This window comes from Mumia sp. zg.B53 (genome assembly GCF_019550935.1).
Lineage (GTDB): Bacteria > Actinomycetota > Actinomycetes > Propionibacteriales > Nocardioidaceae > Mumia.
Map to the genome: position 1 here is coordinate 1,019,600 of NZ_JAHWCK010000001.1, position 22,259 is coordinate 1,041,858.

The window sequence follows — 22,259 nt, forward strand, 5'->3', positions numbered from 1 at the left end:
GTCTCCGCCGGTCCGGCGGACGACGAAGCCGCTACTTGCTTGCCCCCTGGGACACCGACCCCTGGAGCTGGCGCTGGAAGATCACGTACACGATCAGCACCGGGACGATGGTGATCACCACCGCCGCGAACAGCCGGCCGTAGTCGGTGTTGTAGCCCGCCCGCGAGGCGAACGCCGCCATCCCCTGCGACAGGACGTAGTTGTCCCGGTTGGTGTTGAGCGCGACCGGCAGCAGGAACTGGTTCCACAGCCCGAGGAAGTTGAAGATCGCCACCGACGCGATGCCCGGCTTGGCCATCGGGAGCATGACCTGGAAGAACTTCCGCCACTCCCCCGCACCGTCGATCTCCGCCGCCTCGGCGATCTCCTCGGGCAGCACCCGGAAGAACGGGTAGAGGAAGAAGACGGTGAACGGGAGGGCGAAGGCGACGTAGGTGATGATCAGCCCCGGCAGCGTGTTGAGGACACCGAAGCCCTTGAGCACGAAGAACAGCGGCACGATCGCGAGGAACACCGGGAACGTCAGCCCGGCCAGCATCATGTAGTAGATCAGGCGGTTGCCGGGGAAGGTGTAGCGCGCGAGCACGTAGGCGCACATCGACCCGAGCAGCATGACGAGCACCAGTGCCGTGCCGACCACCACGACGGTGTTGAGGAAGTAGCGGCCGATGCCCTCCGACGTCCAGGCCGAGACGTAGTTGTCGAAGCTCCAGGTCGCGGGCCAGGAGAACGGGGAGGAGAAGATCTCGTTGCTGGTCTTGAACGACGAGAGCAGCGTCCACAGCAGCGGGACGATGACCAGCAACGCCCAGAAGCCCAGCACGATGTGGGCGAGCGACGAGACCGCGCGATCGGCCTTGCGGCCGGGCGCGCCGCCCGCCGGGGCGGCGACCTCTCGCACGGACTCCTGTCGTGACGGCTCGGTGCTCGTCGTCATCGCCGTACCCCTTCCTGTCGGCCGCCCGCGAGGCGGTTCACGGTGAAGACGAGCGCCGCGAAGACGAGGGTCGCGATCGCCATGACCACACCCATCGCGCTCGCGAGCCCGAACTGGCCCTTCTCGAACGCGGTGAGAAGCAGTCGCTGCGGCATGACCAGCGTCGAGTTCTCCGGGCCACCGCCCGGGTTGAGCGCCGCCATGTAGACGAAGGCGTCGAGCGCGAGGATGCCTAGATAGATGTACGCCGTCTGGACGTTGTCCCGGATCAGGGGCAGCGTCACCGACAACGCCGTACGCAGGCGACCCGCGCCGTCGATCCGGGCGGCGTCGTACAGCTCGCCGGGCACGCTCTTGATCGCCGCGACGAACAGCACCATGTAGAACCCGACGAAGCCCCAGATGATGACGAACATCGACGCGGGCATCGCCGTACGCGCGTCACCGAGCCAGGGGTACGAGGCGAACCCGTCCAGCCCGATCCCGGTCAGCACACCGTTGAGCAACCCGTTGGACGGGTCGAACATCTGCAGCCAGATGAGCCCGATGACGATCGCCGGGATCGTGTACGGGAAGAACGAGATGACGCGGTAGAAGCTGGACCCCCTCAGGCCCCGGGTTGCTCCGTACGACGAGCCGCCGACCGTGATCATCGTGGCCAGCGCGAACGCCAGCACGACGGTCACGAACGGCACGACGATCGCCAGGTAGACGTTGTTGCGCAGCGACGTCATGAAGATGTCGTCATCGAGCAGCTTCTGGTAGTTCTCCAGGCCGATGAAATTCATGTCGGGCGTGAAGCCGGACCAGTCGGTCAGGGAGTACCAGAACGCCTGTACGAAGGGCCACACCACGAACACCGAGAAGATCGCCAGCGGCAGCACGAGGAACACCAGCACGAAGCTGATGCGGTCGAACGTCCAGGGCCGCCGCTTCTTCTTGCGCGGCTTCTCGGTGTCCGCGATGGGGGCCAGAGGGGACTCGATCACGTGACGGGGATCTTCTTGATCGAGTCGTCCTCACGGACCTTGTCCGTGATGTCCTGCAGACGCGAGGTCAGCTCCTTCACGCTCGACTTGCCCGCGAGGAAGCTGTTCCAGACGACGAGCTGGTCGACGTTGGTGCCGTAGAGGTCGACGAACGTCCAGGTGAAGACGTTCGGGCCCGCCGCCTTGAGCATGTCGGTCTGAGACACGAGGGCGGTCGACCCGAAGCCGTCGGCCGGAACGGTGTCCTTGACGATGGTCGGCGCCAGCTTGGTCTTGGCGAAGTTGGTCGCCGCCTCCTTCGAGAGCATCGTCCGCAACAGCTCCTTGCCGCCGGGGACGTTCTTGCCCTTCGACGGCACCTGGAACGGCTCACCTGCCGCAGCGTGCAAGGCCTCCCACGGCATCGCCGAGCTGTCGTCGACGACCATCTCGGGGAAGCCCTTCATGTCGAAGCCGGCCTTCGTCTGGTCCTTCATCTCGTTCTCGATCCAGGACCCGGACGGGTAGAGCAGCGCGTCCTGGTTGTTGCTCCACTGCGCCTGGGCGGCCGTGAACTGCGTGCCCGCACCGCCGGGCTTCATGTAGCCGCGGTCCACGATCGTGCCCATGGCCTCGAAGACCGCCTGCACCGCCGGCTTCGACCAGCAGTTGGCCTCGAGGTTCTCCAGCGCCAGCCGGACCTCGTCGCCGCCCTGCTTGATCGCCGACCCGATCGCCATCGTCTGGTAGTAGGTCGCCGCCTCCTTGCCCCACAGGAAGAGGTACTTGCCGGCCTTCTTCGCCTCCGCGCCGAGCGCGATGGCCTCGTCCCACGTCTTCGGAGGCGTCCACCCGTTCTTCTCGAACAGGCTCGAGGAGTACCAGACGGCGTACACGGTCATCACGTAGTTGAGCGCGGCGAACTTGCCGTCGAACGTGCCGGGCGCCTCGATGCCCTCGTACAGGGTGTCCCGGATCTTCGTCCCCTCGAGGTTCTCCGCGTCCAGGACGTCGGAGAGGTCCTCCACCTGGTCGAGGATCGTGGCGAAGCCGATCGAGTTCTCGCCGGAGTTGTCGATCAGGTCGGGCGGGTCGCCGGCGACGAAGCGCGGCTGCAGCTCCTGGGAGATCTCGGTGGTCGGCGAGACCTTGACCGTCGATCCCTTGTGGTTCTTCTGCATGATCGTCGCCGCGAAGGCGACGTAGTCGGTGCCGTAGCCGCCGTCGAAGATCACCGCGTCGGTGGTCGAGTCGGCGGCCATCCCGAACGGGTTGTCCTCGCTCTTCTTGCCGCCCTTGGTGGAGCTGTCGTTGTCGGAGTCGTTGCTGCTCCCGGCGCAGGCGGCCAGCGCGCTGCTCAGCGGCAGCACCGCCGCCGCGGCCAACGCGCCCCGTAGCAGGGTGCGCCGGTCGACCGTCTTCTTCTCGATACTCATCTGGAGTGCCTTCCCTGTGGTGGTGTGGTGTCAGGCATGGCGCCGGAGCCGGTCGCCGTACTGGTCCTCGAGCTGGTGGTTGTGGTCGTCGCCGCCGGGGATGTTGGCGGAGAGGTAGATGGGCGGCACCGAACCGGCTGCCGCGAGGCGCTCGGAGACGCCGATCGTCAGCAGCTGCGCGATGAACGCGGCGGTCAGGGACGAGACCGCGCCGACGCCGATGTCGCCGTCGAGCGTCAGTGTGGTGTCTCCGTACGGGGCGAGGTTGTCGATCACGACGTCGGCGACCTCGCAGAGGCGCTTGCCGCTCGGGTGCTTGGGGGTGACGCGTGAGGTGTGCTCGATGCTCGTCACCGCGATGACAGGGTTGCCGTGCTCCTTTGCCAGCAGGGCGAGGCCGACGATCGACCCGTTGACGCCGGAGTTGGAGGCGATGACGAAGACGTCGTTCGGATCTGCCTTCGTGATCTCCCACAGCTCCTCGACGACCGACGGGTCACGCTCGAGCTTCGGGTCGCTCAGGACCGAGACGTCCTGGCTGCCGAACAGGGCGACGTCACGCAGGGCGAGGTTGGCCGTGGGGATCAGGCCACCGGCACGGCCGGCGATCTCCATCGCGAACGCCTGCGAGTGGCCGGTGCCGAAGGCCTGCACGATCCCGCCGGCCTGGAGCGCGGTCGTGATCAGCTCGATCGCCGGGTCCAGCCCGCCGTCGTCGGCCAGCCTCGCGAGCTGCTCGAGCCGGCTCGTGGTCTCGTGCAGGAACTGCTGGGAGGTGTCAGACATGCGTCTCGCTTCCGGTGCTGTCGGAGGTCGGGCGGGCGGATCGGGCAGATCGGGCGGCTCGGGACCTGATGGACCGGCGGTGCGGGAGCACCGCCATCGCGGAGGCTGCGAGCTTGGTCGTCGTCCGCGCGAAGTCCTGCTGGGCGACGAGCAGGTAGATCAGGTCGAGGAGGAAGAGCTGCGAGTGCTTGGCGGAGAGGTCATCGGGCTGGAGATACTCCTCCGGGGCCGCGGCGACGACGTGCTCGTGGGCGACGCTGGCCAGCGGGGAGTCGGGGTTGTTGGTGAGGGCGACCGCGTACGCGCCCGACGAGTGCGCCTGGGCAAGCATCTGGATGGTCTCGAGGGTGCGTCCGGTGTTGGAGATCCCGATGGCGACGCTGTGCTCGTCCTGGATCGAGGCGCTCGCCAGGCCCGCGTGCACCTCGGACCAGGCGTGGACGTTGATCCCGATCCGGTAGAGGCGCGACTGCAGCTCGTCGGCCATCAGCCCGCTGCCACCGATCCCGTAGATGTCGAGGTGCTGGCAGCCTGCGATCGCGGTGGCGATGCGATCGATCTGGGGGAGGTCCACCGAGCTGGCGGTCGCCTGGACCGAGCGGGTGTGCGCGTGCAGGAGGGAGTGGAGGATGTCGTGGGAGGAGTCCTCGGGGTCGAACGCCCGCCCGATGTCGGTATGCCACGAGGCTTGGACGTCGCCCCGTCCCACGTCGGCCGCCACCCCCACCCGCAGCGGCACGTAGCCGGAGTAGCCGATCAGCCGGCAGAACCTGGTGACTGTCGCGGGCGAGGTGCCGGCGCGGGCAGCGAGCTCGGTGATGGAGAGCTCGAGCGGCGCGGTGGGCTGCTCGAGGAGGAGCGCGGCGATCTTTGCCATGGCGCTCGACATCTGCGGGCGTCTAGCCTGGATCCGCTCGGCCACTCCGAGCGCGCTCGGCATCCCTGGCGCGGTGTCTGTGCGAGCGTCCATGCCTGCTCTCCGTGAAAATCCATCTCAGAGACTTGGAAATCGGTTGAAAACTATTCCCACCAGGCGTGTGTGGTCAATGTCACATGCGGTTTCGGATCGATAACGATGTCTGTCGTGCTCGCTGTCGATGCCGGAGGAACCTCCACGCGCGCCGTCGTGGTGGACATGTCCGGACGGTCCCTGGGCTATGGCCGGTCCGGCGGCGGCAACCCTGTCTCGTCCGGCCGCGCCGCGGCCGCTGAGTCCCTGGCGGAGGCGGTCGGCGGGGCTCTGGGCACCGCCGGTGTCGCGGCGTCCTCGGTCTCGTCGGTGACGATCGCGATGGCCGGGGCGGCGACCCACCTGCCTCCCGCCGACCCGAGCAACGACGCGATCGGGGACGCGCTCGGGGCCTGCGGAGTGGTCGCACCGTTCGCCCTCCGCTCCGACCTCCTGGCGATGTTCTGCGCAGGGACCCCCGACCTCGACGGCTACGCGATGGTCGCCGGCACCGGCGCCGCCGCGATCCGCGTCAGAGGCGGACAGGTCGAGCGTGCTGTCGACGGCATGGGGTGGTTGCTCGGTGACTCGGGGTCCGGGTTCTGGATCGGCCACGCGGTCGCCCGCGCGGTCGTCGCCGACGTCGACGGCCGCGGCCCCTCGACCCCGATGACGCCGGCGCTGCTCGGGATGCTCGACCTCACCCCGACGGAGACGACCAGGACCGTCCCGCGCGCACCTGCGCTCCAGCAGCTCGTCGACGTCGTGTACGCGATGCGACCGGTGCGGCTCGCCCAGTTCGCCCCGCTGGCCTTCGCCTATCCCCGGGACCCGATCGCCCGGCAGATCGTGGACGAGGCTGTCGGCGCCCTCGCGAGGACCATCACCGCCGCGGTCGTCCCGGACGTCGACGGTCCGCTCGTCCTCGGTGGCAGCGTGCTGCTCCGGCAGGAGGAGGTCTCGACCGCGGTCGAGAAGACATGGCGCGCGCGCGGTCGTACGGGTGCCGCCCACCTGGTCGAGGACGGCACCGCGGGTGCGGCCGTCCTCGCCCTCCGCGACGGCGGCACCGTGGTCGACGGTGAGGTGTTCGGGCGCCTGGCCAGCAGTCTTGCCGCGTTACGCTGACGCGCCGCTGCCCGCGTCCAGCGGCTTAAGCAGCGCGAGGAACGTGCGCCCCGGCACGGCGCCGACCGTCCGGGCGTAGAAGTCGACCGGTCCCACCCAGGCGATCTCGCACGAGGTGCGTCCGGCGTCGACGTAGTCCGACAGGCACGCACGCAGGAGTGCGGACCCGATGCCCCTGCCCCGTGCCGCAGGCGAGGAGCCCATCGGCCCGAACCACCCGGCGCGGTTGGTGTCGTACGCGGCGAAGCCGAGGTAGGCGCCGTCCTCGACCGCCACGAAGCAGCTGACGGGCTGCCGCAGCAGCGCCGCCCCCGCCTCCGCCGCCCACGTCTCGCCCCAGGTCTCGCGCATCCACGCCTCGAACGCCGGCCACTCCTCGAGTCTCAGCCGACGCAGCGGGACCGACGCGGGGGTGGCCGCACGGACGAGGTCGACGTGGGTGGCGAGATCGACGTCCAGGTTGGTCGCCGGTGGCCCGTCTGGCGGCTCGTAACCGCACGCGGCGAAGAACGCGGTCGTGCCCCCGTCCGCGGTGTCGACGCCCGGCCACCAGTACGCGGGGGCGCTCCCGCCCGCCTGGATGCCGGTCGCGCCACGCGCGGCCGCAGCCTCCTCGAGCGCGGTCATGAGCAGGCGACCCACCCCGGAGCGCCGGTGCCCCTCCCCCACGACGACCACCGTCACGTACGCACGGACCGTCCCGTCGTGCTCGGCGACACTGCCGAAGGCTCCCCCGACGACCTCACCGCCGCGCTCGGCGACGAACGCCAGACGCTGGTCGTCGAGGGCTCCCCACAGGAGGTGCTCCAGACCGCCGGTGTCATCGCCCGCGTCGTCGGGGAGGCCTGCGCACAGCAGGTCGAGGACGGCGGTGCGGTCGTCGGCGGCCGCGGGGCGGACGGTGGTCGTCATGGACGCCGACCCTAGGCGCTGGGGCTCCGGGCCGTCAGCCCAGCAGCGCGCGGCGCAGCGTCCCGAGGCCGACGCTGCCCATCGCGAGCGCCCTCGAGTGGAACTCCTTGAGGTCGGCCACGCCGGGGCCGCCGTGTTGGTCGACCCAGGCCTCGCGGAGCTGCTCCCAGAGACGCTGACCGACCTTGTAGGACGGTGCCTGCCCCGGCCAGCCCAGATAGCGGTCGACCTCGAAGCGGACGAACGCCTCGTCCATGTTGACGTGCTCGAGCATGAACGGGAGCGCGTCGTCGCCGGTCCACCGTCCGCTCCTGTCGGGCTTCGGCAGGCCGAGGTGGACGCCGATGTCGACGACAACCCGCGCCGCGCGCATCCGCTGACCGTCGAGCATCCCGAACCGGTCCGCCGGGTCGTCGAGATAGCCGAGGTCGGCCATCAGCCGCTCGGCGTAGAGCGCCCACCCCTCGCCGTGCCCGCTGTTCCAGTTCAGGCGCCGCCAGCCGTTCAGCTCGGCGCTGTTGTAGGTCGCGAGACCCACCTGGAGGTGATGGCCGGGGACGCCCTCGTGGTAGACGGTCGTCAGCTCGCGCCAGGCGTCGAACTCGGTGACGCCCTCGGGCACCGCCCACCACATCCGCCCCGGCCGCGTGAAGTCCTCGGTCGGGCCGGTGTAGTAGATGCCGCCGTCGTGCGTCGGAGCGAGGCAGCACTCGAGGCGGCGCAGCGGCTCGGGGATGTCGAAGTGGGTGGCACCGAGCTCGGCGACGGCGCGGTCGCTGGTCGTCTGCATCCAGGCCTGGAGGGCGTCGGTGCCCTTCAGGCGTCTGTCCGTGTCGGACTCGAGGTGGGCGACGGCCTCGATGACGCTCGCCCCGGGAAGGATCCGGTCGGCCAGCGCCTCCTGCTCGGCCACCATCCGGGCGAGCTCCTCAACCCCCCAGGCGTAGGTCTCCTCGAGGTCGACCTCGACGCCGATGAAGCCGCGGGAGGCGAGGGCGTACCGCTCGCGTCCTACGCCGTCGGCGGTCGGCGCCGCCGGGGCCAGCTCGTCGTCGAGGAACCGGGCGAGCCCGGCGTACGCCTCCGCCGCGGCACGCGCGCCGCGCTCCAGGTCGGCCGTCAGCGAGTCGGGCGCGGTCGACGATTCGACCAGGCGCGCGAAGTAGCCGTCCGGCGCCGCGTGGCCGCGCGCCTGCTCGGCGACCGCCCACGCCTGCCGTACGGCCGGCATGGTGCCCGCCGCGATGCCGGCACGGAGGGAGGCGACGTAGCCGTCGATCGCCGCGGGGACGTTCGCGAGGCGCTTGGCGACGTGGTCCCAGTCAGCCTCGGTCGCCGTCGGCATCAGGTCGAAGATCTCGCGGACGGCCTGCGCGGGGGAGGCGATGACGTTGAGGTTGCGCTGCCACTCCCCGGCATCGTGACGCTCGACCTCGAGCTCGAGGGTGCGGACGAGCTCGTCGCGGGTGATCTCGTCGGTCGCGTCGCGCACTTCCGTCGTACGGACCTGCGCGAGCGTGCGGCGCGCCGCATCGACGTGGGCCTCGGCCCCCTCCGGCGAGAGATCGGTGTAGTCGCCTTCGCGACCGGGTCGGCCCAGCTCGACGTGGAGCTCGGGGTTGAGACCGAGGAGCTCGTCCAACCATGAGTCGGCGAGCTGGTCCATCGGTGTTGCGGTCCGAGAGAGGGAAGAACTCATGGAACGAACGTACCTACCGCCCCGTGCGGGGGCCGTGCGGGTGGCCCGGCGCAACGTCGCCGGGTCGGCGCCGCCGGACACGCGGCACCCCTAGCCTGACCAGCATGAGTCCGCAGCTGCGTCCCGCACGCGTGGAGGACGCGTCGATGCTGGCGAAGATCTGGCACGAGGGTTGGGGCGACGGCCATCTCGGCCAGGTCCCGGACGCGCTGGTGGCGGCACGGACCTCGGCATCGTTCGAGGAGCGCACGCTCGCCCGGATCGCCGACATGACGGTCGCCGTGGTCGACGACACGGTGGCGGGGTTCGTGATCGTGGACGGTGACGAGGTCGAGCAGGTCTACGTCGACCGCGCGTACCGGGGCCGCGTCGTCGCCCCTGTGCTGCTCGCGGAGGCCGAGCGGCAGGTCGCCGCAGCCGGTCACACCCGCTCGTGGCTCGCGGTTGCCCCCGGCAACCTGCGGGCGCGACGCTTCTACGAGCGGTCCGGGTGGGTCGACGCCGGCGGCTTCACGTACGAGGCAGAGGTCGCCGGGGGCCGGTTCCCCGTGCCGTGCCGCCGGTACGAGAAGCAGGTCGCACAGAGCACGCCACCCAGCGCCGCGCCGACGGCGTAACACAGCAGATCCGGTGCCCAGAACGTCGTCCCCAGCACGAGACGTGCCGCGGGCACGCGTTCGGCCATCGCCGCCGGCACGCCGGTGAGCTGGAAGAGCTCGACGGCGACGCACACCGCGAAGCCGACGAGCGTCGCCACGAGAGGCGACGTCCGCGGCCGGACAGCCACGACGACCAGGACGACGACGGTCGCGTAGAGCGTGTCCCCGAGCGGCCCGGCAAGCGGTGCGGGCGCGACGGCCCGCGCGGACAGTCCGGCCGCGACCACACCGAGGACGGCGACCGAGATCGCAATGCGGGAGCTCATCGCGTCAGGACGCAGTCGCCGCAGTAGCCGCCGCCCGGCACGCGGTAGTAGAGGCAGCACGACCGCCGGACAAAGGTGCCGCGGACGACGTCGCCGGTGCCGGCGTACGGAGGTCGGCCGAGCGTGGCGAGGGCGAACGCGGTGGCCGCGGGCACGAGGTCGGGCCGGCTCGCCCGCAGGCCCGCGACCGCTCCGAACAGCGCGGAGGACACGTTGCCCCAGAGGATCGTGCGTGAGAGTCCGAAGCCGGTGGCGAAGCGGTCCACGAGGAAGGAGAGGGCCTCGTCGAGTCCCCCCGGCTGGCCGGCGGGCTCGACCGCAAGCGGCCAGGGTCCCGTCTCGAACGGCCGCCACCACATCGTGTCCAGCGCCAGCGGCGGGGCCGCCACCCCGAGTGCCGCCGCGCCGACGACCGGGGACAGCAGCCGGGAGAACAGCCCGAGCGACACCGTCGATGCCGCCACCCGCTCCTCGACCTCACCACCGGCGAGCCCGGCCAGGGACGCGCGGGTGTGCGCGGTCCGCTCCTCCAGCGGCCCCGGCTGCAGCAGATCCTCGAACGGACGCCATCCCGCGGCGGCAGGGTCGGCGGGCGCCGGGTCGAGCGAGAAGTACGGCCCGAGCGAGGCCAGCGCCGGACACCAGTTGTCCCCCGTCACTCGGGGACGCGCAGGAGCGTGACGGCGAAGTCGGCGTCGTCGTCGTACGGCACGAGGTCCCACGTCGCGAACCGTTGCTCGACGACGAGACTGACCGCAGCGGCGTCGACGTCCAGGTCCGCAGGCCCGTACGGCCGGTCGGTCCGGAAGCCGAGCACGATCCGGCCACCGGGGCGGACGTGCACCCGCAGGCGTTCGAGCACGGCGCGCTCCGACCCGGGGGCGAGGAAGATCATCACGTTGCCCGCGCACACGGCGAGGTCGAACGGGTCGCCGGGGAGGTCCAGCGTGGCGAGGTCGGCGACCCGCCAGTCCGGACCGGGATGGTCCTCCTCTGCGGCCGCGATGAGTGCGGGGTCGACGTCGACGCCCACCACGTCGTGGCCGGCGGCGTGCAGACGCGCCGCGATCCGCCCAGGACCGCAGCCGGCGTCCAGGATCCGAGCACCCGGCGGGACCAGCGCGTTCACGAGACGGGCCTCACCGCCGAGATCCACACCCTCGCGCTCCATGGTGCGGAAGCGATCGATGTACCACTGGGAGTGCCCGTCGGAGGTGTCGGTGAACCAGCGTGGCGTCGAGGTCATGCCCTCATCCTGCCGCCGTGTCCGCCGTCACCCCACCCCGCCCGGTGTGACGAGCGCGAGGGCGGGTGGCGCGCCGCAGTCCCGTCATCACCACGGACGTGCCCGCGTCGGAGGTCGTCCCCGTGCAGTCCCGCCTACGATCGCGTCGCATGGACTCCTGCGACGACGCCTTCGTGACCGCAGCGCACCTCGCCCTCGACCTCGTGACGCGGCCCGAGGTCGCGAGCCGTTGGGACGCGCGGAGCGCGCTGCCCGAGATGACGGTCGGGATGCTGGCCTGCCACCTCGGGAGGCAGAGTGCGCGTGCCGCCGAGGTCCTCGTGATGGACTCACCAGACGCTCCGCTGCGCGACGCCGGTGAGCACTACCGGCGCGCCGCCTGGGTGCGCACGACGGATCTCAGCGATCCGGCGCACGACCGGAGCACCGACGCGGACGAGGCGTCGCAGGGGTTCGCAGCGATGCGGGACCGGTGCAGCGACACCGTCAGCGCCGTAGGCCGGCTGTTGCGGGACGGCGGCGCGGCGGAGGTCGTCGCGATCCCGTGGCAGGGCTGGAGTCTGCGGCGCCCCGACTTCCTGCTCACGCGGATGGTCGAGATCGTCGTGCACGCCGACGACCTCGCTCGGAGCATCGACGTGCCGACGCCGCCGTTCCCCGACGACGTCTACCTGCCCGTCCTCCACCTGCTGGCCGAGCGAGCGACCGAGCGGCACGGCCAGGCCGCGATCATCAGCGCTCTCACGCGCCGCGAGCGGATGCCGGACACGGTCAGCGCGTTCTGAGCTCGGCGGTCGTCGCGGCGCTGGGTGGTTGACCTCAGTCCGCGTCCGGGGGGAGCAGCAGCGAGCGGATCGTGGCGGTGAACGCATGCACGTCCAGGCCCGGGTCGAGCGACCGCTGCGCGCCGAGGCCGATGCCGAGGCTCAGGAGGACGAGCGCGACCTGGTCGGCCGGCAGCGCGAGGCGCATCCCGGTGCGGTGCTGGAGCTCCACGAGCAGCGAGGCGATGGAGGCGCGGATCTGCCGGTGCCGGGTCGCGAGCTCGGTGGCGACGAACGGGCTGGTCCGCACGACCGCCGCGAACTCGACCTCGAGCGCCGTCCAGCGCGGTTGTCCGAGACGCACCTTCAGCCATCCCTCGAGGGCGTGCAGTGCGTCCTCGTACGCCGTGGCGATGCTGAGTGCCTCGACGACCTCGGCCACCATCTCGCGGTGGATCTCGTCGAGGACGGCGAGCCCGAGCTCCTCCTTGCTCTTGAAGTTCGAGTAGACCGCGCCCTTGGAGAACCCGGCCTCGACGGCAACCCGGTCGAGGCTCGTGGCGGCGAAGCCGTCGTGGAGGAAGAGGGATCGTGCGGTGCCGACCAGTGCCTCACGCGTCTGCGCCTGGCGTTCTGCTCGTGTGGGCATCGACCTCTCCTGCCGGGAAAGAATGTGACATCAAGAGTGTTGCATCCCTCTCGGATACCATTAGTATCTGAGTCGTGATCACCCAAGATATCGTCATCGTCGGCTCCGGCTTCTCCGGTATGGGCATGGCCATGAAGCTCGAGGAGGCCGGTCGCGACGACTTCGTGATCCTCGAGAAGGCCGACGAGGTCGGGGGCACCTGGCGCGACAACACCTACCCGGGGTGCGAGTGCGACGTCCCGAGCCACATGTACTCGTTCTCGTACGAGCTCAACCCGCGCTGGTCGAAGTCGTTCTCCGGCCAGGCCGAGATCTGGGACTACATGCGCAAGGTCGCCGACGAGCGCGGCATCCGCAAGCGCATCCACTTCGGCAAGGAGGTCGTCGGAGCGCACTGGGACGACGACCGCCGCCGCTGGCAGATCCACACCGCCGACGGCGACGTGTACGACGCGCGCGTCCTCGTCTCCGGCATGGGCGGGCTCCACATCCCCAACGTGCCGTACATCGACGGTGCCGAGACCTTCGCCGGTGCACGCTTCCACTCCGCCGAGTGGGACCACGACCTCGACCTCCGTGGCAAGCGGATCGCCGTGATCGGCACCGGGGCGAGCGCCGTCCAGTTCGTGCCCATCATCGCCGAGCAGGCCTCGCACCTCACCCTGTTCCAGCGCACCGCTCCGTGGGTGCTGCCCAAGCGCGACAAGCCGATCAGCCCGCGCAAGCAGGCGTTCCTGCAGAAGGTCCCGGGCGCGAACCGCGCCTACCGCGACGCGCTCTACTGGGCGCTGGAGTCCCGCGCGATCACGTTCAACGGACACGTGCCCGCCATCTTGCGGATCGCCGAGCGTGTCGTCGCGGCGCACATCGCCCGGCAGGTCCCGGACCCGGCCCTGCGAGAGAAGCTCACCCCCGACTACCGGCTGGGATGCAAGCGCGTCCTCCAGTCGAACGACTACTACCGGACCTTCAACCGCGACGACGTCACGCTCGAGACGACCGGCATCGCCCGGATCGTGCCGGAGGGTGTCGTCGACCTCGCGGGCACGCTGCACGAGGCCGACGTGATCGTCTACGGCACCGGCTTCCACGTCGTCGACGCCTACGACCACCTCGACATCCGCGGACGCGGCGGCGTACAGCTGTCGGACCAGTTCGCCGAGGGCGGCGTGGAGACCTACCTCGGCATCAACGTCAACAACTTCCCCAACCTGTTCCTGATGCTCGGCCCCAACACGGCCCTCGGTCACAACTCCGTGGTGTTCATGATCGAGCAGCAGGCGAAGTACATCGTTCGCTCCCTCAGCACGATGGACAGGCTGCGGGCCGACGCCATGGAGCCGACCCGGCTCGCGCAGGACGCGTACAACGCCGACATCCAGGCCCGAGTCACGAAGGGCATCTGGACCCAGGGCGGCTGCACCAGCTGGTATCTCGACTCCCAGGGCAACAACCGCACGATCTGGCCGAAGTTCACCTTCCAGTACTGGTGGGAGACCCGGACGGTCCGCGAGCAGGACTACGTGTTCGCGCGGGCGCGCCGAGACGAGCCGGTCGCGGCATGAGCCTGCCCCCCGGCCCGCGCTGGCCGGCCTCGGTCCAGACGGTGGCCTTCCTCGGGTTCCGGACGCCGTTCATGCGGATGCTCGTACGGCGCTACGGGCCGGCGTACACGATCCGCATCCATCCCGGCCCTCGTACGATCGCGACGATCAGCGCGCCGGAGCACATCAAGCAGGTCTTCGCCGGCGACCCCCGCGACCTCCATGCCGGCGAGGGAAACCAGGTGCTGCGTCCGGTGATGGGCGAGCACTCGGTCCTGCTCACCGACGAGGCCGAGCACATGCGCGCCCGCAAGCTCCTCATGCCGGCCTTCAACGGCGCGTCCCTGCGGGGCTACCGCGGTCTCGTCGAGTCGCTCGCCAAGGAGGAGGTCGACCGCTGGCACGACGGCGAGCGCCTCGTGACCCACGAGCGCATGAACGCCCTCACGCTCGAGGTGATCCTCCAGGTGGTCTTCGGCGTCACCGACGAGAAGACGCTCGGCGCCCTGCGCCCCCGCATCCGCCGGATGGTCGAGATCGGACCGACGATGTTCGTCGGCTGGATCTTCCCGAGGCTGAGGTCACTCGGGCCTTGGAAGCGCTACTTCGACAACCAGGCGGCGGTCGACCGCATCCTGTACGCCGAGATCGCCGCGCGCCGCCAGGTGTCGGACCTCGATGCGCGCACCGACGTGCTGTCGCGCCTCCTCCAGGTCGGCGTCGAGGGAGACCTGGCACCCCTCACCGACGCCGAGCTGCGAGACCAGCTCGTCACCCTCCTCCTCGCCGGCCACGAGACGACCGCGTCGGCGCTCTCGTGGACGCTGTACGAGCTGGGCGCCAACCCCGACGTCCAGGACGAGGCGCTCCGCGCCGCCGACACCGGTGACGACGCGTTCGTGGAGGCCTGCCTCAAAGAAGCGATGCGGCGGCACCCCGTGATCGACTCGGTGGCCCGGCGTCTGACCACACCGCAGCGGGTCGGGCCGTGGGACCTGCCGGCCGGCACGGTCGTCTCGCCGTCGATCGCGGGCGCCCACTTCACCTACGCCAGCTTCCCTGAGCCTGCACGCTTCCGGCCGCGCCGGTTCCTCGACGACGACATCGCGCCCGGCACGTGGATCCCGTTCGGGGGCGGCGTGCGACGCTGCCTCGGAGCCGGCTTCTCGCTGATGGAAGGGACGGCGGTGCTCAAGGAGATCCTGACGCGCTACCGCGTGAGCGTGGACGCGGAGGAGGTCTCCGTGGTCCGCAACATCACCCACGTCCCCGAGCACGGTGCCGTCGTCACCCTCCACGCCCGCTCCTCCTGACGACTAAGCGCCCGCTTAGGTAGGCTCCGGTCATGCGTGCAGTGCAGATCACATCCCTGGAAGGCCCCTCCGCCGTCGAGGTCGTCGACATCGACGCTCCCGAGCCGGGTCCGGAGCAGATCGTCATCGACGTCAAGGCGTCGGGCGTGTCCTTCCCCGAGGTCCTCCAGACCCGCGGCCTCTACCAGCTCAAGCCCCCGCTCCCCTTCGTGCCAGGCTCGGAGGTCGCCGGGGAAGTCGTGTCGGCACCGTCCGGCTCGGGCTTCTCCACCGGTGACCGCGTCGCCGCCTTCCCGATGCTCGGCGGCTTCGCCGAGCGAGCGGTGTCCGGCGTCGACATGACGTTCCACCTCCCGGACAACGTCTCGTACGAGGAGGGAGCGGGCGTCCCGCTCAACTACCTCACCGCGCACTTCGCGCTGCTCAAGCGCGGGCACCTGCGCAACGGCGAGTCCGTCCTGGTGCAGGGCGCGGCCGGCGGCGTCGGCACGGCATCGATCCAGGTCGCGAAGGCGTACGGCGCCGGCCAGGTCATCGCGGTCACCTCCACCGATGCCAAGGGGGAGGTCGCCGTGGCCGCGGGGGCAGACTCGTACGTGCTGGCCGACGGCTTCAAGGAGGCGGTGAAGGACCTGACCGGCGGGCACGGCGTGGACCTCGTCATCGACCCGGTCGGCGGCGACCGGTTCACCGACTCCCTGCGCAGCCTCAAGGACGACGGCCGCCTCCTCGTCATCGGCTTCACCGCCGGCGACATCCCTGAGGTGAAGGTCAACCGGCTTCTCCTCAACAACATCGACATCCGCGGCGTCGGATGGGGGGCGTACGTGATGAAGCGCCCCGGCTACGTCGCTGCGCAGTGGCAGGAGCTCGTACCGCACCTCGAGTCCGGCGCCCTCGCGCCCCCGATCGGCGGGCGCTTCCCGCTCGAGGACGCGGCCCGCGCCCTCGAGATGATCGACGCGCGCGAGGCGCTCGGCAAGGTCGTCCTCGTCCCGTGACAGACGGCTCCATCTAGCCCGCGAGCGGGGTCACTCGGTGCGGCCCTTGAGGATCTCGTCCTCGATGGTCCCACCGAGTCCCTCGCTCGCCGGGTCGTAGCCGTGGAGGCCGCCGGTCACCGCGTACTCCTCCTCCGGCGAGAGGACGAGGCGGTGGCGTCCCCAGACCGCGAAGATCGCCAGCATCACGACGTAGATGACGACGATGGCGACGACGGCCGGACGGTAGTCCGGGTTGAGCAGCACGCCCACGAACGTCACCGCGGCGATCACGGCGGCGACGATTGCGCCGGTCCGCCCGACCGGGCTGACGTACGGGCGTACGGCGTTGGGGAACTTCCGCCGCAGCAGCAGGAACGCGACCATCTGGAGGAAGTAGGCGAGCACCGCGCCCCAGACGGCGATGTTGAGCACGATGTCGCCGGCGGCGTCGCCCACGAGGTCGACGACGAAGAGCGCCACCAGGCCGATGACGGCACCGGCGACCAGCGCCACCCACGGCGTCTGACGTGAGCCGGTGAGCGAGAGGAACTTGGGGTAGTAGCCGGCCCGCGACAGGGAGAACATGTTGCGGCCGTACGCGAACATGATGCCCTGCAGGCTCGCCAGCAGGCCGATCAGCGCGAACGCCGACAAGAGCGCAGCCAGGTCGGCCGACAGGAACGCGCGGAAGCCGTCCAGCAGCGGCTCGTCGGAGTCGCGGATCGCTTCCGACCCGGTGACGGCCGGGTTGAGGAAGAGCACCAGGCCGCCGGTCGCGACGAGCGTCACCAGGCCCCCGATCCCAGCGCGGGGGATGTCCTTCTGCGGGTCGTGGGCCTCCTCCGCCGCCAGCGGCAGCTCCTCGATCCCCAGGAAGAACCACATCGCGAACGGCAACGCATAGAGGACGCCCTCCCAGCCGAACGGCAGGAAGTCGGAGTTGCCGTCCTCCGGTGCGATGTCGAGGAGGTTGCCGACGTCGACCGCCCCGTTGGCGAACGCGAGGACGGCGAACAGGACGAGGACACCGATGGAGATGATCGAGACCACGATCGCGAACCTGAACGAGATCTCCGCGCCGACCGAGTTGAGCGCGATGAACACGGCATAGAGGAAGATCCACCAGACCCACATGGTGTCGCTCAGGTCGAGCCCGATCAGCTCGGCGGTGATCGCGTTGGCGTAGCCGGCCGAGAAGAGCACGATCACGCCGGTGGTGAAGACGTACTCGATGGTCTCCGCCAGCCCGGTGACGAAGCCGCCCCACGGACCCATCGCCGCCCGGGAGAACGAGTAGGCGCCCCCGGTGTGCGGCATCGCGGCCGACATCTCGCCGATCGAGAACAGCATCCCGAAGTACATGACGACGATGATGATGCTGGCGACGAGCAGCCCGCCCCACCCTGCGGCGTCGAGGCCGAAGTTCCAGCCCGAGAAGTCGCCGGAGACCACGGCGCCCACGCCGATGCCCCACAGCCCCCAGAAGCCGGCCGAGCGCTTGAGCTGGCGCTTCTCGAAGTAGCCGTCCTGGGCGTGGGAGTAGGTCGCTCCCGACGCCGAGAGCTTGTCACCGGACATCGCTGTCTCCTGTCGGGAGGGCCGTTGCTTGGACCGAGGTTAGACCCGTCAATGGTCGCTTGGACATACCTTTGGCTGGCCAAATTCTGGTCGAGCACCATGAGATCGCAGCATTTGACGGGTCCCAATGGTCGGCCGGGCGTGATTGACTGAGCAGACGCCGGGCCGAGGAGGAGACCATGGGTGTGTCGTCGGGAAACCTGACGCTGGAGGAGCTGCGCAACGACGTCCGCACCGGTGACATCGACACGGTGATCGTCGCGTTCGGTGACATGCAGGGACGGCTCACCGGCAAACGGGTGTCGGCACGACTCTTCCTCGAGGAGGTCGCCGAACACGGCGCCGAGTGCTGCAACTACCTGCTCGCTGTCGACGTCGACATGAACACGGTCGACGGCTACGCGATGTCGAGCTGGGAGACCGGCTACGGCGACATGGTGATGCGTCCGGACCTCCCCACGCTCCGGCGCGTCCCGTGGCTCGCCTCGACCGCACTGGTCATCGCGGACCTCGAGGACCACAGCCGCGGCGCCGTCGCACCGTCACCACGCGCCGTCCTCCAGGAGCAGATCGCCCGACTCGCCGAGCGGGGCCTCGTCCCGTACGCCGGCACCGAGCTCGAGTTCATGGTCTTCGACACCGGCTACCGCGACGCGTGGGCCAAGGGCTACCGCGACCTCGCTCGCGCCAGCGACTACAACGTCGACTACGCGATGCACGCCTCGACCCGGATGGAGCCGCTGCTGCAGGACATCCGTCGCGGCATGGACGGGGCGGGGATGTACTCGGAGGGCGTCAAGGGTGAGTGCAACCTCGGCCAGCAGGAGATCGCCTTCCGCTACGCCGACGCGCTCACCACCTGCGACAACCACACGATCTACAAGAACGGCGCCAAGGAGATCGCCGATCAGCACGGCAAGAGCCTCACCTTCATGGCGAAGTTCGACGAGCGCGAGGGCAACTCGTGCCACATCCACCTCTCGCTGCGCGGAGACGACGGCACGGCGGTCTTCGCCGACGACAGCGGTCCGGAGGGGATGTCGGAGACGTTCCGTCACTTCCTCGCCGGCCAGCTCGCGACGATGCGCGAGCTGACGATGTTCTACGCGCCCCACATCAACTCCTACAAGCGCTTCGCCGAAGGCAGCTTCGCGCCCACCGCGGTCGCCTGGGGGCTGGACAACCGAACCTGCGCGCTCCGCGTGGTCGGCCACGGGCACGGGATGCGCATGGAGTGCCGGGCGCCCGGCGGTGACGTCAACCCCTACCTCGCCGTGGCGGCGCTGATCGCCGGTGGCCTCCACGGCATGGACGCCGGCCTCGAGCTGGCGGACCCCCTCACCGGCAACGCCTACACCAGTGAGGCCGAGCACCTCCCGACCACGCTGCGCGAGGCGGCGGCGCTGCTGGCGGAGTCCAAGGTGGCCCGGGACGCGTTCGGCGACGACGTCGTCGACCACTACCTCAACAACGCGCGGGTCGAGCAGACGGCGTTCGACGCCGCGGTCACCGACTGGGAGCGGGTGCGTGGCTTTGAGCGGCTCTGAGGTCCGACCCGTCATCGGCCTCACCACGTATCTCGAGCAGTCGGTCACCGGCGTGTGGGACGTGCAGGCGTCGTTCCTCCCTCGGATCTACGTCGACGGTGTGACGGCTGCCGGCGGGGTCGCCGCCCTCCTCCCGCCCCAGCCGCCCGAGGGCGCCGAGCAGATGCTCGACCGCCTCGACGGGCTCGTCCTCACCGGCGGCAAGGACCTCGACCCCGCGTCGTACGGACAACGGCCGCACCCGCTCACCGACGAGCCCCGGCACGACCGCGACGCGTGGGAGCGCGCGCTGCTCGACGGCGCGCTCGCCCGCGACCTTCCCGTCCTCGGCATCTGCCGAGGCGCGCAGGTGCTCAACGTGGCCCTCGGGGGCACGCTGCACCAGCACCTTCCCGACGTCGTCGGGCACCCGCGCCACCAGCTCGGCGACGCGACCTTCTCGACGACCTCCGCGACGGTCGTGGCAGGCACGAGGCTGGCGACCATCGTCGGCGACGCCGTCGACGGCCAGTGCTACCACCATCAGGGCCTCGACCGGCTCGGTGACGGTCTCGTCGCCGCCGCCCGGGCCGACGACGGCACGGTGGAAGCCGTCGAGATGCCGGCGGCGACGTTCGTGGTCGCCGTCCAGTGGCACCCCGAGGAGACGCTCGACGACCTTCGGCTGTTCGCGGCGCTGGTCGGCGCGGCCGCCGACCGGAGCGGCGTGCGCACATGACCACCACCGAGGTCTACAACCCCGCCGACGGCTCGGTCCTCGCCACGGTCGAGCTGGCGGACGCCGAGGCGGTCGATGCTGCCGTCGCTCGCGCCCGCTCGGCGCAGCGGACGTGGTCGCGCCTCGCACCCGCCGCGCGGGCCGACGGGCTCCGTGCGTTCGCCACCGTCGTACGCGCCCACGTCACCGAGCTGGCCGCCCTCGAGGTCGCCAACAGCGGCCACCCCGTCGGACAGGCACGCTGGGAGGCGGGGCACGTCGCCGACGTCCTCACCTACTATGCCGCCGCGCCCGAGCGGCTCTTCGGGCGTCAGATCCCGGTCGCCGGCGGCATCGACCTGACCTTCGCCGACCCGATCGGTGTCGTCGCCGTGATCACCCCGTGGAACTTCCCGATGACGATCGCGTCGTGGGGGTTCGCACCGGCGCTCGCGGCCGGCAACGCGGTGCTCGTCAAGCCGGCGGAGTGGACACCACTCACGACGATCCGGCTCGGTGAGCTCGCGACCGAGTCGGGGCTCCCCGACGGGCTCCTGCAGGTGCTGCCCGGCTCGGGCGCGGTCGTCGGCGAGCGCCTCGTGACCCACCCCGGTGTCGGCAAGGTGGTCTTCACCGGCTCCACCGTGACGGGTGCCCGCGTGATGGCCGCCGCCGCGCCGACCGTGACCGCCGTGATGCTGGAGCTCGGCGGCAAGAGCGCCAACATCGTCTTCGCCGACGCCGATCTCGAACGCGCCGCGGCCACCGCCCCGTACGGCGTGTTCGACAATGCCGGCCAGGACTGCTGCGCCCGGAGCCGGATCCTCGTCGAGGAGTCGGCGTACGACCGGTTCATGGAGCTGCTCGAGCCCGCGGTCGCCGCGGTCCGCGTCGGTGATCCTGCCGACGAGGAGACCGAGATGGGTCCGCTGGTGTCGCGGCCGCACTGGGAGAAGGTCGCCTCGTACGTCCCCGACGACGCGCCGGTCGCCTTCCGCGGCTCGGCGCCGGACGGGCCGGGCAACTGGTTCGCCCCGACGGTGCTCACACCTGAGTCGCGCACCGACCCCACCGTCGTCGAGGAGATCTTCGGTCCGGTCGTCACCGTGCAACGGTTCCGCGACGAAGCCGACGCGATCACGCTCGCGAACGCCACCGCGTACGGCCTGTCGGGGTCCCTCTGGACCCGCGACCTCTCGCGCGGCGTACGGGTCGCCCGGGCGGTCGAGGCCGGCAACCTCTCGGTCAACTCGCACGCCTCGGTCCGCTACACCACCCCGTTCGGCGGCTTCAAGCAGTCGGGGATCGGACGCGAGCTGGGTCCGGACGCCCCGTTCGCGTTCACGGAGACCAAGAACGTCTTCATCGCCGTCGCCGACGGCCCAGCACCGGAGGAGTCCGCATGAGCCCGCTCGACCTGACACAGAGACTCGCCGGCAGGGTCGCGGTCGTCACCGGCGGCGCGAGCGGGATCGGTCTCGCCGCCGCCGGCCGGCTGGCCGCCGAGGGTGCCCGCGTCGTCGTGGGCGACGTGGACCACACCGCGGGCAAGGAGGCGGCCGCGTCGGTCGGGGGCCTCTTCGTCCCCGTCGACGTCGCCGACGAAGCACAGGTGGACGCGCTCTTCGACGCGGCGGCCGACGCGTACGGCGCGGTCGACGTCGCGTTCAACAACGCCGGCATCTCGCCGCCCGAGGACGACCTGATCGAGGTCACCGACCTCGACGCGTGGAAGCGCGTCCAAGACGTGAACCTGACGTCGGTCTTCCTCTCGTGCCGGGCGGCACTGCGCCACATGGTGCCCGCGGGCCGGGGGTCGATCGTCAACACAGCCTCGTTCGTCGCCGTGATGGGGTCGGCCACCTCGCAGATCTCCTACACCGCCTCCAAGGGAGGAGTCCTCGCCCTGTCCCGCGAGCTGGGCGTGCAGTACGCGCGCCAGGGCATCCGGGTCAACGCGCTCTGCCCCGGCCCGGTCAACACGCCGCTGCTGCAGGAGCTGTTCGCCGCCGACCCCGCGCGCGCGGCCCGCCGGCTCGTGCACGTGCCCGCAGGCAGGTTCGCCGAGCCGGCGGAGATCGCGGCGGCGGTGGCGTTCCTGGCCAGCGACGACGCGTCGTTCGTCACCGCGACCACGTTCATGGTCGACGGCGGCATCAGCTCGGCGTACGTCACGCCCCTCTGACAGCGCCCTCGTG

Annotated in this window: 21 protein-coding genes and 1 pseudogene; 10 read left to right on the top strand and 12 right to left on the bottom strand. The window is 70.5% G+C overall.

Annotated elements, in window-relative coordinates:
• Window positions 1–31 precede the first annotated feature (31 nt).
• Genes KV102_RS04845 through KV102_RS04865 form a run of 5 tightly spaced genes read right to left on the bottom strand, consistent with a single transcriptional unit; the run spans window position 32 to window position 5,097 of the window.
• The gene (locus KV102_RS04845) at window positions 32–937 is read right to left on the bottom strand and encodes a carbohydrate ABC transporter permease (RefSeq protein WP_220342269.1); all 906 of its coding nucleotides are present in this window, start codon (window positions 935–937) and stop codon (window positions 32–34) included.
• Window positions 934–1,926 carry a carbohydrate ABC transporter permease gene (locus tag KV102_RS04850; RefSeq protein WP_220345456.1) on the bottom strand — a complete coding sequence of 331 codons (993 nt, stop codon included), beginning with the start codon at window positions 1,924–1,926 and terminating at the stop codon, window positions 934–936. Before KV102_RS04850 ends, KV102_RS04845 begins: the two co-directional genes overlap by 4 nt.
• The gene (gene ngcE / locus KV102_RS04855) at window positions 1,923–3,341 is read right to left on the bottom strand and encodes an N-acetylglucosamine/diacetylchitobiose ABC transporter substrate-binding protein (RefSeq protein ID WP_220342271.1); all 1,419 of its coding nucleotides are present in this window, start codon (window positions 3,339–3,341) and stop codon (window positions 1,923–1,925) included. Before ngcE ends, KV102_RS04850 begins: the two co-directional genes overlap by 4 nt.
• 30 nt (window positions 3,342–3,371) lie before the next feature.
• Window positions 3,372–4,127, bottom strand: a complete 756-nt coding sequence (locus KV102_RS04860; RefSeq protein ID WP_220345457.1) for a sugar isomerase domain-containing protein — start codon at window positions 4,125–4,127, stop codon at window positions 3,372–3,374.
• The gene (locus KV102_RS04865; protein WP_220342273.1) at window positions 4,120–5,097 is read right to left on the bottom strand and encodes a MurR/RpiR family transcriptional regulator; all 978 of its coding nucleotides are present in this window, start codon (window positions 5,095–5,097) and stop codon (window positions 4,120–4,122) included. Before KV102_RS04865 ends, KV102_RS04860 begins: the two co-directional genes overlap by 8 nt.
• Before the next feature lie 105 nt (window positions 5,098–5,202).
• Here KV102_RS04865 and KV102_RS04870 point away from each other — a divergent pair, with 105 nt between their 5' ends.
• Window positions 5,203–6,204, top strand: a complete 1,002-nt coding sequence (locus KV102_RS04870; RefSeq protein WP_220345458.1) for an N-acetylglucosamine kinase — start codon at window positions 5,203–5,205, stop codon at window positions 6,202–6,204.
• Here KV102_RS04870 and KV102_RS04875 read toward each other — a convergent pair.
• Both KV102_RS04875 and KV102_RS04880 read right to left on the bottom strand, forming a co-directional pair.
• Complete coding sequence (locus KV102_RS04875; RefSeq protein WP_220345459.1) at window positions 6,196–7,116, bottom strand: GNAT family N-acetyltransferase; 921 nt, start codon at window positions 7,114–7,116, stop codon at window positions 6,196–6,198. The two genes, KV102_RS04870 and KV102_RS04875, sit on opposite strands and share 9 nt — an antisense overlap.
• Before the next feature lie 34 nt (window positions 7,117–7,150).
• Window positions 7,151–8,815: a DUF885 domain-containing protein gene (locus KV102_RS04880; protein WP_220345460.1), complete on the bottom strand. Its 1,665-nt coding sequence runs from the start codon at window positions 8,813–8,815 to the stop codon at window positions 7,151–7,153.
• 104 nt (window positions 8,816–8,919) lie between these two features.
• Here KV102_RS04880 and KV102_RS04885 point away from each other — a divergent pair, with 104 nt between their 5' ends.
• Entirely contained in the window at window positions 8,920–9,432 is a 513-nt protein-coding gene (locus KV102_RS04885; RefSeq protein WP_220345461.1) for a GNAT family N-acetyltransferase, read from the top strand.
• Between the two features lie 44 nt (window positions 9,433–9,476).
• Here KV102_RS04885 and KV102_RS19725 read toward each other — a convergent pair.
• From KV102_RS19725 to KV102_RS04895, 3 genes and pseudogenes are all read right to left on the bottom strand, one after another.
• A pseudogene (locus KV102_RS19725) lies at window positions 9,477–9,740 on the bottom strand (DUF2809 domain-containing protein); the annotation flags it as partial.
• Entirely contained in the window at window positions 9,737–10,399 is a 663-nt protein-coding gene (locus KV102_RS04890) for a (2Fe-2S)-binding protein (RefSeq protein ID WP_220345462.1), read from the bottom strand. The gene KV102_RS04890 and the pseudogene KV102_RS19725, both read right to left, overlap by 4 nt.
• On the bottom strand, window positions 10,396–10,986 hold the full coding sequence (locus KV102_RS04895; RefSeq protein WP_220345463.1) for a bifunctional 2-polyprenyl-6-hydroxyphenol methylase/3-demethylubiquinol 3-O-methyltransferase UbiG: 591 nt from the start codon (window positions 10,984–10,986) through the stop codon (window positions 10,396–10,398). Before KV102_RS04895 ends, KV102_RS04890 begins: the two co-directional genes overlap by 4 nt.
• A 149-nt stretch (window positions 10,987–11,135) precedes the next feature.
• On the opposite strand from KV102_RS04895, the gene KV102_RS04900 reads away from it, so the two are divergent.
• Window positions 11,136–11,771, top strand: coding sequence for a maleylpyruvate isomerase N-terminal domain-containing protein (locus tag KV102_RS04900; protein WP_220345464.1), 636 nt, complete (start codon window positions 11,136–11,138; stop codon window positions 11,769–11,771).
• A gap of 34 nt (window positions 11,772–11,805) precedes the next feature.
• On the opposite strand, the gene KV102_RS04905 is transcribed toward KV102_RS04900, so the two are convergent.
• Entirely contained in the window at window positions 11,806–12,399 is a 594-nt protein-coding gene (locus tag KV102_RS04905; protein ID WP_220342281.1) for a TetR/AcrR family transcriptional regulator, read from the bottom strand.
• A 74-nt stretch (window positions 12,400–12,473) separates the two neighbouring features.
• On the opposite strand from KV102_RS04905, the gene KV102_RS04910 reads away from it, so the two are divergent.
• The 3 genes from KV102_RS04910 to KV102_RS04920 are packed head-to-tail and all read left to right on the top strand — an operon-like array spanning window position 12,474 to window position 16,257.
• A complete protein-coding gene (locus KV102_RS04910) occupies window positions 12,474–13,964 on the top strand; it encodes an NAD(P)/FAD-dependent oxidoreductase (protein ID WP_220342282.1) in 1,491 nt (496 codons plus the stop codon).
• On the top strand, window positions 13,961–15,256 hold the full coding sequence (locus KV102_RS04915) for a cytochrome P450 (protein WP_220342283.1): 1,296 nt from the start codon (window positions 13,961–13,963) through the stop codon (window positions 15,254–15,256). Before KV102_RS04910 ends, KV102_RS04915 begins: the two co-directional genes overlap by 4 nt.
• 32 nt (window positions 15,257–15,288) lie before the next feature.
• The gene (locus KV102_RS04920) at window positions 15,289–16,257 is read left to right on the top strand and encodes an NADPH:quinone oxidoreductase family protein (protein ID WP_220342284.1); all 969 of its coding nucleotides are present in this window, start codon (window positions 15,289–15,291) and stop codon (window positions 16,255–16,257) included.
• Window positions 16,258–16,287: 30 nt separating this feature from the next.
• Here KV102_RS04920 and KV102_RS04925 read toward each other — a convergent pair whose 3' ends face one another.
• Entirely contained in the window at window positions 16,288–17,817 is a 1,530-nt protein-coding gene (locus KV102_RS04925) for an amino acid permease (RefSeq protein WP_220342285.1), read from the bottom strand.
• 179 nt (window positions 17,818–17,996) lie between these two features.
• Between KV102_RS04925 and KV102_RS04930 the strand changes: the two genes are divergently transcribed.
• Genes KV102_RS04930 through KV102_RS04945 form a run of 4 tightly spaced genes read left to right on the top strand, consistent with a single transcriptional unit; the run spans window position 17,997 to window position 22,246 of the window.
• Complete coding sequence (locus tag KV102_RS04930; protein ID WP_220342286.1) at window positions 17,997–19,364, top strand: glutamine synthetase family protein; 1,368 nt, start codon at window positions 17,997–17,999, stop codon at window positions 19,362–19,364.
• Window positions 19,351–20,082, top strand: coding sequence for a gamma-glutamyl-gamma-aminobutyrate hydrolase family protein (locus KV102_RS04935; protein WP_255559029.1), 732 nt, complete (start codon window positions 19,351–19,353; stop codon window positions 20,080–20,082). Before KV102_RS04930 ends, KV102_RS04935 begins: the two co-directional genes overlap by 14 nt.
• Window positions 20,079–21,467, top strand: a complete 1,389-nt coding sequence (locus KV102_RS04940; RefSeq protein ID WP_220345465.1) for an aldehyde dehydrogenase — start codon at window positions 20,079–20,081, stop codon at window positions 21,465–21,467. Before KV102_RS04935 ends, KV102_RS04940 begins: the two co-directional genes overlap by 4 nt.
• An 11-nt stretch (window positions 21,468–21,478) precedes the next feature.
• Window positions 21,479–22,246, top strand: coding sequence for a 3-oxoacyl-ACP reductase (locus tag KV102_RS04945; RefSeq protein WP_308290309.1), 768 nt, complete (start codon window positions 21,479–21,481; stop codon window positions 22,244–22,246).
• Window positions 22,247–22,259 lie beyond the last annotated feature (13 nt).

Coding starts and splice junctions, on each gene's coding strand:
- KV102_RS04860 (WP_220345457.1), bottom strand. CDS start 4,127: ATGTCTGACACCTCCCAGCAGTTCCTGCACGAGACCACGAGCCGGCTC.
- KV102_RS04865 (WP_220342273.1), bottom strand. CDS start 5,097: ATGGACGCTCGCACAGACACCGCGCCAGGGATGCCGAGCGCGCTCGGA.
- KV102_RS04885 (WP_220345461.1), top strand. CDS start 8,920: ATGAGTCCGCAGCTGCGTCCCGCACGCGTGGAGGACGCGTCGATGCTG.
- KV102_RS04875 (WP_220345459.1), bottom strand. CDS start 7,116: ATGACGACCACCGTCCGCCCCGCGGCCGCCGACGACCGCACCGCCGTC.
- KV102_RS04925 (WP_220342285.1), bottom strand. CDS start 17,817: ATGTCCGGTGACAAGCTCTCGGCGTCGGGAGCGACCTACTCCCACGCC.
- KV102_RS04920 (WP_220342284.1), top strand. CDS start 15,289: ATGCGTGCAGTGCAGATCACATCCCTGGAAGGCCCCTCCGCCGTCGAG.
- KV102_RS04905 (WP_220342281.1), bottom strand. CDS start 12,399: ATGCCCACACGAGCAGAACGCCAGGCGCAGACGCGTGAGGCACTGGTC.
- KV102_RS04930 (WP_220342286.1), top strand. CDS start 17,997: ATGGGTGTGTCGTCGGGAAACCTGACGCTGGAGGAGCTGCGCAACGAC.
- KV102_RS04940 (WP_220345465.1), top strand. CDS start 20,079: ATGACCACCACCGAGGTCTACAACCCCGCCGACGGCTCGGTCCTCGCC.
- KV102_RS04915 (WP_220342283.1), top strand. CDS start 13,961: ATGAGCCTGCCCCCCGGCCCGCGCTGGCCGGCCTCGGTCCAGACGGTG.
- KV102_RS04880 (WP_220345460.1), bottom strand. CDS start 8,815: ATGAGTTCTTCCCTCTCTCGGACCGCAACACCGATGGACCAGCTCGCC.
- KV102_RS04870 (WP_220345458.1), top strand. CDS start 5,203: ATGTCTGTCGTGCTCGCTGTCGATGCCGGAGGAACCTCCACGCGCGCC.
- KV102_RS04845 (WP_220342269.1), bottom strand. CDS start 937: ATGACGACGAGCACCGAGCCGTCACGACAGGAGTCCGTGCGAGAGGTC.
- ngcE (WP_220342271.1), bottom strand. CDS start 3,341: ATGAGTATCGAGAAGAAGACGGTCGACCGGCGCACCCTGCTACGGGGC.
- KV102_RS04895 (WP_220345463.1), bottom strand. CDS start 10,986: ATGACCTCGACGCCACGCTGGTTCACCGACACCTCCGACGGGCACTCC.
- KV102_RS04900 (WP_220345464.1), top strand. CDS start 11,136: ATGGACTCCTGCGACGACGCCTTCGTGACCGCAGCGCACCTCGCCCTC.